The organism is Rhizobium sophoriradicis (assembly GCF_025200795.1).
In the GTDB taxonomy this organism is placed as follows: domain Bacteria; phylum Pseudomonadota; class Alphaproteobacteria; order Rhizobiales; family Rhizobiaceae; genus Rhizobium; species Rhizobium sophoriradicis.
Window position 1 is genome coordinate 183,104 of the sequence record NZ_CP104157.1, and the last position, 8,661, is coordinate 191,764.

Below are 8,661 nucleotides of genomic sequence, written 5' to 3' on the forward strand. Positions count from 1 at the left end.
CCCTAATCTGATCGGATCAGTTTGTTGAAATACCAAAAGCTGTGAGAACTTGAGGCGTGATCGTTCCGGTCACCTTCAGCCCATAGGCATCCTGCATTTTATTAAGTCCAACCCTCGTTGCGGCGTCGACCTGCCCTGTTATCGGGCCGCCGAAATAGCCGAAGGCAACCAGAGCGGTCTGAACCTGAATAACGATACGCCGAAATTTGTCTGAGTTGCCCGGCAACGTCTTCAGGGGCATTGGGGCTGTATTCACCGCGGAGGATTGCGGGGCAACCCCCGTCGAATAGCTGCCAGTCGAAGTCGTCGCCGGTATGTTGGGAGTCGTCGGTAGACTTCTGATGACCGGTCCCGGATTGGGCGAATAGCTCGGCGTCGGGTCGGGCTGCGTATAGGTCGTGCTGTTGTTGTAGTCGCCGCGCGGCACAACGTATCCGCCCCCAGAGCCTGACGCATGGCTCGCGTGACTAGCATGACTGCTATGACTTGCGTGGCTCGAATGTGAGCTATGACCAGCGAGGGTGTAGGCCTGCTTGACCCGCAGCCGCTCAAAGAGAGTGGGTTCTGGCTTCTTTTGGGTAAGGCCGACAAGTGGCGCTGCATCGCCTTTCGACGGCATGAACCCAGCCGCAATCAATGACGGCAACAGGTAAACCTTGCGCTTCTTCATTGTCGTGACAGTCCCCCAAATCCCTGATCAGCTTTATACCATTCAAAAAATCCACCACAAGTAGAGCGCAACGTACACTCGCCGCACTCTTCCAGGAATTTGTTCTTCCAGTCTGAAATCGTGCTTGGTGCCAAATGCCGGTACGGTGGGGGAACCGTGCAAAGCGGGAAATTATAAAGAAGAGTATGAATACCGCGCCCAATCGCGAGATTGATGGCGCTCCCCAGTTGGCCGAAATCCAGCGACGTATCCTTGAACGAATGCGCCCAATTCATTCTGCCGTAACCGATATTTTCTAGTTGCATGATGGCCCAGACATCAATGAACGGAAGCCGGGTCGAGGCGTAGTCCGCAAGCTGTGGCAACACATCCCAGTTCTGCTGAAGGACAACCGTCCGAAGCTCGACGGCCGCCCCGGCCCTCATTAGCGTCACGAAATTCTGCGACAACGTTTCAAACGCACCCCGCTTTGCAACGATGCTGTCGTGAAGTTCGGCATGAGGCGCATACAATGGAATGCCCCACAACACGCGCTCCCTTCCGACCCCATCAATTATGGCAATGTCGCCAGGTTCGAAAAACTGGCCGTTGGTCAAAACATGAAATGAGATGTCGGGTCGAGCCTTCGCGGCGACTGCGAGGAATTGAAACAGTCTTCGTTTGTGCAGCAGCGGCTCGCCGCCAGATATCGTGATGCGCGCGTTTTCCGGGGCCAAGGTGGCGGCGACTGTGAATTGGTCGAAGAGGTCGACGTGATATTTCTTCGGAGGCTGCGAGCACATCACGCAGAGCTGGTCGCATTGCTCGGTCACCAGGAAGGTGTTGTGCCTCGACCCTGCTCGCAGCAATCGATGAGCCGAGTTTCGACCAGGTACTAGAAGGAGCACGTCGCCGTCGAGATCAGTTTGGGGATCGCAGTAAACTCGAAGCGAATAGCCCGCGAGATCGAAGATTTGACTCTCGTGGTCACGATCGATCAGGACAGCATCATGCTCACTCTCCACCGTGTCGGTGCGCAGGCGAACGATACTTGGATGGTCGATTGGAACGTCATCGATCTTAAGCCGCAAATCGATCATCTGTGTATCGGAGCCAGCGAAGGATCGAACTCCGGAATTTCGGCCCATGCCGCAAGGCTCTTGTGAGCTTTTTTGTCATCCGAATAGAGCAGCTCGAATATCTTGTCGAAGATCGCGGTATGGCGTCGGCAGAAGGTAGTGTCACGCTTCGGCACGTCGATACGACCGTACCGGGAGAGGTCGTCGATCACGTCAATGCCGCAGGCCGCTTGGTATGGACAGTGGATGCAATCTGGATGGAACGAGTTAGTCGCTTCCTCATTCAGGACATCCAGCTTTGCCTGATCGATGCCATCCCAAAGATTGCCGACACTCAGGTCGATCTGCCCCACTCTCGTCACCATCCTGGCTTCGTCCGACGGATAAAACGTGCCGTCGAAATCGATGACCAGGTAGTCCTTACCGAGGATGTTCGGGTTGCGAAGGTCCACATGGTGGTTATGGCCGCCGCGCAGCACCCGGCGAAGACAATGCGTGAAGTAGAATTCCTCGACAGGGAAATCTGCTGTCCAATTGTGCTCGATCAACGCATCGATGAATCGGCCATGACAGTCGTTCCATCGCTCATCCATGCCCATTGTCCGGTATCGCTTCCGAGCGAAACCTTGATGGTTGATAGGCCGGAGGAAAATGGAACGAAAGCCGAAGTCACCGAACGTCTCAATGATCTGGTTCGGGGTTGGCAAATTGTTGACATCAAGCGTGGGCAACGCCGACACTTTACCTTGCCCTAGCCTTCCGATCCCATAGCGAAGGTTCGAAACAAACTGGTCGGTGTCACGGGATGTGATTGTCCGCTGCCGTTGGTGAGCCGAAAGTTCGCCATCAAGCGACGTACTAATCAATGTGTCCGAAGCGTCGAGAAACGCCCAGGCTTCATCGGAAACAGACTGCAGATTGGTGCAAACGGTGAAGCTTACGTCCTTGAATTTGCGCCGCGCAAACTCTCGAACCGTCTCCAGCAAATCCAATCGCAAAAGCGGTTCGCCGCCTTGAAACTCGATTTTCGCACTTGCCGTGTCCATGCCATCGAGAAAACGAAGAACCTGGGCGAGCGTGTCCTCGGTCCAGTCAAACCCACTGGTGTTTTCGTTGACCCGCGACACCTGGCAGTAGCCGCACGCCAAATTGCAGCGAAGTGTCGGCACGAGGATGACGTAGTTCAGCTCCTGCGGACGATGCAGTCGCTGTGCCCACCGATATGCAAATCCGATATATGCTGGGTCGCCGACTTCATCGAATGCATGCCCGTTCGAATGAAGAAACTCGGTGTCTGAGGCGGTCAAATTGCCACCGACGTATCGCTCGAGGAAGTTGCGATCTCCCCGAAAATACCCACCGGCGTCGTCAGCGAAGAGGTAATCAGAAGCCAACCGCGTGAATTTCAGTGGGAAGACGGTCATCGCCCGAGAACACCGCTGATGAGAGCCCGTCGAAGGGAAAGCGTCTCCGAATAGATTTTCTCACGGTAGAGGCAGTGGTGAAAATTTGCGATCAACGTGTCGATGGGCGAGGTACCGTCATCGGATAAAGTAATTTGCTTCGAGACCTCGACCCTTACCGCAGCATTCGCTGCATTGAAACGAAGGATGGCCGCAGCAAGGTAAGGTCGATGCGCTTCATCGACATCGATCAAAGTGCGTCGTTCAACTCTCTGGATCGGCGTGCTGGATTCTGTTCTTTCCATCGGACAATGGCAATCGACTTCCTCTCCGTATCACTGTAGCAACTCAGCCGCTTGATCACCAGATGGTTGTATTGCATTTTCCCGAGAATAACAGGGTGTCCATTACTCATCTTCTGGGGCCGGAGATCAATTCTGAAAGAAAGTGATCTCGATTTCCTTCCGCAGGAAGGCGGCGCTCACCGCAAAAATCATGAACCGGGAGGCGGCATAGGCCAGACGGGCCACTGGCTGAGTGCTTAGCCTCGGTCAGAATACTCTGTCGGCTCATTTCGCAGCGTGCGCTGCCGGCAAGTTAACCGAAGCTTGAGATTTTTATACGTCATTAACTATATGAATTAATGTTGTTCTTTTCCAAAACGGAAGCGACGTCAGCATTTGTTTCCGTCGTCCGTTATGGCATCGGCGCGCATGGCTAACCTCCGATAAGTACTGCTTATCGGAAGCGATTGATTTGGACGCGCAAATCAGTCAAAACGGCATCGATGGACGGCCAAAGCGGCCGTTCGGATACGCGGCTTTCGCCGTTTCAGGAGCTCCTGTGGACATCGTCGCCCCGAAATCTGCACCCGAAGCCGTCGCCCGGCGCGCCGAAGCGCTCGACACCATTGCCGCGGTGCTGCCGATCGACCGGCGCGACAAGCTCGCCGAGATCCTTACCGACCAGGACGTCGAGACGCTCAAACACCTGGTCAACGAAGGCATGGGCGCCAACACCCTGCGGGCACTGACCTCCGATCTTGCTTACCTCGAAGCCTGGGCACTGGCGGCGACCGAAAATCCGCTGCCCTGGCCGGCGCCGGAAGCGCTGCTGCTGAAATTCGTCGCCCATCATCTGTGGGACCCGGCGCGGCGCGAAACCGATCCCGAGCACGGCATGCCGGCCGCAGTCGGCCACGCCTTGAGGGACGGCGGTCTTCTTCGATCGACCGGGCCGCACGCGCCGGCGACCGTGCGCCGACGGCTCGCCAACTGGTCGACGCTGACCAAATGGCGCGGTTTTGACGGGGCCTTCGCCTCCCCTGCCCTCAAATCAGCCATTCGGCTGGCGATCCGAGCCGCGCCAAGACAACGTCTTCGCAAGAGCGCCAAGGCGGTCACCGGTGACGTGCTGGCAAAACTGCTGGCGACCTGCGGCGGCGACAATTTGCGCGATCTGCGTGACCGCGCCATCCTGATGGTCGCCTTTGCCTCCGGCGGCCGCCGGCGCAGCGAAGTCGCCGGCTTGCGCAAGGAACAGCTGACGGTCGAGCCGCCCGTTGCCGGCGAGGACGGCAGCCCCCTCCCCTCGTTGTCGATTCATCTCGGCCGCACCAAGAATTCTGGCGCCAGCCAGGACGAGGTCGTCTATCTGACCGGCCGGCCGGTCGAGGCGCTAAATGCCTGGCTGGCGGCCGCCAGGATCGGCGGCGGCAGCGTGTTTCGGGCGATCGATCGCTGGGGCCATGTTTCGCGCCGGGGGCTCGATCCGAAGGCCGTCAACGATATCGTCAAGCGGCGGGTGGCGATGGCCGGGCTGGAGGTCGGCGAGTTTTCGGCGCATGGGCTGCGGTCGGGTTACCTGACGGAAGCCGCCAACCGCGGCATTCCCCTCCCCGAGGCCATGGAGCAGTCGAGGCATCGTTCGGTCCAACAAGCGTCGAGCTATTACAACAATGCGACACGTCGAAATGGCAGGGCAGCGCGGCTCCTGTAACAATCAGTTTTGGCAAAAGGCGGTCATTGGGACAGGCTAACTGGGTCCGCATCCGCGCCACTCGCATCTTCGATAGAATTCACCGCTGCAATGGCGGGGCATCGCGCGCATCGGGCAGGTAACCTCCGAATGAGCGCCGATCCTGCTTAGGCTCGACATCATGGCATCCTGCGATTCATAGCAGCATTATGCCGATCCGGTCTTGCCGCGTTTGTCTGCAGGGAACATACCTAGGCCCCACAAAGCAGTATTTCCAACGGATGTCGGATTAGAGGAGCCCATGAAATGGATCTGCAGCTCACTGGCAAAAAGGCATTGGTAACCGGCTCGACTCGGGGGATTGGGCTTGCCATCGCTGAGCGTCTTGCGTTGGAGGGAGCCGACGTCGCGATTTGTGCCCGCAGCGGCGACGCCGTTGATGACGTGGTCAAGGCACTAGAATGCAAGGGAGGCAAGGCCTGGGGCCGATCCGTCGACGTCAAAGACCCCGCCGCACTTCGGAGCTGGGTTGAAAACGCTGCGGCGGCGCTTGGCGGTGTCGACATTTTGGTGGCAAATGCCAGCGCCCTATCTTTCGGCCTGAGTATCGAGGCGTTCCAGTCGGCCTTCGACGTCGATCTGATCCACACTGTGACGGCAGTTGAGGCGGTTATGCCGTACCTTGAGCGATCACGGGCGGGGAGGATCGTCGCCATTGGCTCGATTGGGGGAGTGGAAGATTCAGAACTTAATGCTTACACAGAGGTGTCCTATGGCGCCATAAAGGCTGCGCTGCACTTTTACATCAAGTCGCTCGCCCGCACCGTCGCACCAAAGGGTATCCGAGCCAATGTCGTCAGCCCCGGTTCGACGTTCTTTGACGGTGGTGCCTGGGATCAAGTCAAGAGCGAGCAACCCGAACATTTTCACAAAGCCGTTGCCATGATCCCGATGGGCCGCATGGCGAGGCCGGAGGAGATCGCCAACGTCGTCGCATTCGCGGCGAGCCCAGCGGCGAGCTATGTCACAGGCGCCAACCTGGTGGTTGACGGCGCCATCACGCGACGCATCTAAGCTAAGTTTCGCGGCCCGCGATCGATCCGCAGTCGGACAATGCGATGCTCGAGCAGCGGGCGGCGATGGCGGGGCTGGATACTGGGGAGTTTTCTGCGTACGGCATACGATCTGGGTACCTGACCGAGGCTGCGAACGCGGCATCCCGCTTCCTGAAGCTATAGAGCATCGCGCCACCGATCGGTCCAACAAGCATCGAGCTAGTAGGACAACGCAACGCGCCGAAGCGGGCGGGCTGCTCGAATGCTTTGAAGATCGCCGTCCATCGCAGATGGGCGACTTGCGATCGTTGCCGTCGTCACCGAACTGAAGACCGAGATTGCGGAGATCACAGAGGAGCCGGTCTATGAGAACTGCACGTCCATTTTCATCTTCATACGGCCGACGCATCAGACCAAGTCGTGCACTATCTTAAAGACATTGGTTATCCGCCAGATTCGGTGACGCTGCGAGGTCGCCAGCTAGTCGAGCGGATCGAGAAGGAGCTTGGATCCTTGTGAGCCGCGAGCTCCCACGTCTGGTCGCCCTACCGTTTTGGATGACCACGCCTATGGGGAATTCAATCGGATTGCCCGGTGCTGGATCAGCCAAAACCTCCAGTTCGCCGAAATGATGTCACGGCCGTTGCCGCGTCCGCCGACAGAAGGCGAGGTGGCTTACAGGTTCGTCTTCCCTGACGCTCCCGAGGAAAACAGCTTTGCGGTCGTCTCACCCAACTCTGCTTTCACCGTCGCAGTGTTGCCGACGGGTTCACCGGCGAGGTTCGAACGATGGTCGTCGAGAAGGATGACCATCGCTATCTGCTTAGGCGCCTTCGGCGGGCTGCTCGGTTGATCGAGAAGCGTCAGCACAATCTCTTTGTCGCAATGGATATCCGGGGAAGGCTCGACGCCATCGTGCAATGTTACGAGGTAGGCGAGGGCGTGGCTCATCATGGTCCAAACACTCTCGTCGCTCGCGCCCAGGCAAAGACCGATCTCAGCGGGTCATTCGCCGATCTAATTGTCAAGGATGTGATCAACGCAGAGTCGCTCGAGTTCTATATGACAAGAGTGGAGGGGCACGCTGCTCAGAAGGCGATCGCGGTCCTGTGTTATTTTTCCCTTCATCCGGAGAGGCACGGCATTGCGATGATCCTCGAAGAGATGTTTGAAGGGGAGCGCATCTGGGACATCTCAGCGGTACCGACACATCTTGTCCCGCCGATGGACGTAGCGTTCTACCTCACTCATCCGAGATTGGCTGGCACCGCAGCCATTATCACAGCCAAGGCGGCAGGGCGGGTCCTGAGGGAGCGAGGCAAGGCCTTATGCCTGGAGGCGAGCTCCGCAGACGGTATAGAGCAGTACCACGTAAGCCTCCACAGTGCGCTGCTCGCGTATCGCGGCGCGCTGGAAGTCTACCAAACGTTAAAGGACCTCGGCAGCGCGTCCCTTCGGTGCTTCAACGAAGCGGTCGAGGACTGCGCCTCCCTCCGGAACATGGGGAAGCCGCTCTGAGGGAGTTGGGCATCCGATATCTCGTTCCGCGATTTGCGACAGAACTGCTCGTTGCTGACGCTCTTCTCGCTGCGGGTCGGGTGACGGATGCCTGGCGCAGACGAGTGACTGCCATCACTGAACGCCTCGAGACCGGCTACGCAAATGCTGTTCATACAGTGACCGGAACTACCTGCATTTCAGCTACGGGATCCTGGAGATGTACTGTCGTAGACTGGGGAGGGAGGCGGGTGCTGCGCGTTGGCAAACTGCGGCTTTCGCTTGGGCTGCTGGTTGCCTCTATATTCAGCCGTGGGGCATCCGCCGCGTGACGGTCTCGAAGGCTTCCGAGCATGCCGGAAAGACGTTCCGCTTATATAGACTTCGATAGTACATACTCTGGGATGGTGAAAAGTTCTCAGCTGAGAACTTTGCCGTAAAATCGCGAAGCGCGCGTGCTGCTTGCGTTCGCGGGCTGCAGACCGACAGAACTTCTTGTTGGGAAGAGTGCAGGCAATGGCCTCCGGCCTTTGATCGAGTTGCGATTCCTGCGACAGTCGCGTCTCGAAGGCGCGCGACGATTCTGCCCTCTCTGGCCGGTAGTGCGGAGTGCAGGGGCCTGGGATCGGTCAACCAAGGCCGTCAATGCGGAGAGGTTTCGCTTGCGGTGTCTGTAAGCTTGGAAGGCACGGGCAAAAAGTTCTCAGCTGAGAACTTTCGCCTGAATGGTACCTCATCTACGGCAACGACGGCGCGTAGAAGGGCTAGAGAACGGGGTGGCCAAAGGCGCGAGATAGGGTCCTGCGGCATGAACAAACCCGTGCGCCGCCTGTCGAGTGAGGGGTTCTATTGGAGCGAGATCAAGCGTAAAATCCACCAGCGAGTCTAAGGGCCGTATCAAGCGGTTGCTGTTAACGTTTGATTAACCTAATTTTTCTTGACCGCCAAACAGACTCAGCGCAATTTACGCTCAATCGTCGATTTGAAGAGAATGAGCGTTT

The 8,661-nt window shown here is 57.7% G+C and carries 8 protein-coding genes and 1 pseudogene; 4 read left to right on the forward strand and 5 right to left on the reverse strand.

Going from position 1 to position 8,661, the window contains the following annotated elements:
• Positions 1-16: 16 nt before the first annotated feature.
• From hxsA to N2597_RS33650, 4 genes are read right to left on the reverse strand one after another with little or no spacing between them, the layout of a single operon-like run.
• Positions 17-670 carry a His-Xaa-Ser repeat protein HxsA gene (gene hxsA / locus N2597_RS33635; RefSeq protein ID WP_011427310.1) on the reverse strand — a complete coding sequence of 218 codons (654 nt, stop codon included), beginning with the start codon at positions 668-670 and terminating at the stop codon, positions 17-19.
• Positions 667-1,749, reverse strand: a complete 1,083-nt coding sequence (hxsC, locus tag N2597_RS33640) for a His-Xaa-Ser system radical SAM maturase HxsC (protein WP_011427309.1) — start codon at positions 1,747-1,749, stop codon at positions 667-669. Before hxsC ends, hxsA begins: the two co-directional genes overlap by 4 nt.
• A complete protein-coding gene (gene hxsB, locus N2597_RS33645; RefSeq protein ID WP_011427308.1) occupies positions 1,746-3,152 on the reverse strand; it encodes a His-Xaa-Ser system radical SAM maturase HxsB in 1,407 nt (468 codons plus the stop codon). The genes hxsC and hxsB overlap by 4 nt, the downstream gene beginning before the upstream one ends.
• On the reverse strand, positions 3,149-3,436 hold the full coding sequence (locus tag N2597_RS33650; protein ID WP_063503094.1) for a hypothetical protein: 288 nt from the start codon (positions 3,434-3,436) through the stop codon (positions 3,149-3,151). The genes hxsB and N2597_RS33650 overlap by 4 nt, the downstream gene beginning before the upstream one ends.
• A 538-nt stretch (positions 3,437-3,974) precedes the next feature.
• On the opposite strand from N2597_RS33650, the gene N2597_RS33655 reads away from it, so the two are divergent.
• The 3 genes and pseudogenes from N2597_RS33655 to N2597_RS33665 form a co-directional block, all read left to right on the forward strand.
• Positions 3,975-5,129 carry a site-specific integrase gene (locus N2597_RS33655; protein WP_077991679.1) on the forward strand — a complete coding sequence of 385 codons (1,155 nt, stop codon included), beginning with the start codon at positions 3,975-3,977 and terminating at the stop codon, positions 5,127-5,129.
• Positions 5,130-5,414: 285 nt separating this feature from the next.
• Entirely contained in the window at positions 5,415-6,182 is a 768-nt protein-coding gene (locus N2597_RS33660) for an SDR family NAD(P)-dependent oxidoreductase (protein ID WP_077991676.1), read from the forward strand.
• A gap of 5 nt (positions 6,183-6,187) precedes the next feature.
• Positions 6,188-6,386: pseudogene (locus N2597_RS33665) on the forward strand (integrase); the annotation flags it as partial.
• 452 nt (positions 6,387-6,838) lie between these two features.
• On the opposite strand, the gene N2597_RS33670 reads toward N2597_RS33665, so the two are convergent.
• Positions 6,839-6,976, reverse strand: a complete 138-nt coding sequence (locus N2597_RS33670; protein WP_341356292.1) for a hypothetical protein — start codon at positions 6,974-6,976, stop codon at positions 6,839-6,841.
• Positions 6,977-7,012: 36 nt separating this feature from the next.
• On the opposite strand from N2597_RS33670, the gene N2597_RS33675 reads away from it, so the two are divergent.
• Positions 7,013-7,681 carry a hypothetical protein gene (locus N2597_RS33675; RefSeq protein ID WP_103671196.1) on the forward strand — a complete coding sequence of 223 codons (669 nt, stop codon included), beginning with the start codon at positions 7,013-7,015 and terminating at the stop codon, positions 7,679-7,681.
• The last annotated feature ends 980 nt before the right edge of the window (positions 7,682-8,661 follow it).

Coding starts and splice junctions, on each gene's coding strand:
- hxsA (WP_011427310.1), bottom strand. CDS start 670: ATGAAGAAGCGCAAGGTTTACCTGTTGCCGTCATTGATTGCGGCTGGG.
- N2597_RS33670 (WP_341356292.1), bottom strand. CDS start 6,976: ATGGTCATCCTTCTCGACGACCATCGTTCGAACCTCGCCGGTGAACCC.
- N2597_RS33660 (WP_077991676.1), top strand. CDS start 5,415: ATGGATCTGCAGCTCACTGGCAAAAAGGCATTGGTAACCGGCTCGACT.
- N2597_RS33650 (WP_063503094.1), bottom strand. CDS start 3,436: ATGGAAAGAACAGAATCCAGCACGCCGATCCAGAGAGTTGAACGACGC.
- hxsB (WP_011427308.1), bottom strand. CDS start 3,152: ATGACCGTCTTCCCACTGAAATTCACGCGGTTGGCTTCTGATTACCTC.
- hxsC (WP_011427309.1), bottom strand. CDS start 1,749: ATGATCGATTTGCGGCTTAAGATCGATGACGTTCCAATCGACCATCCA.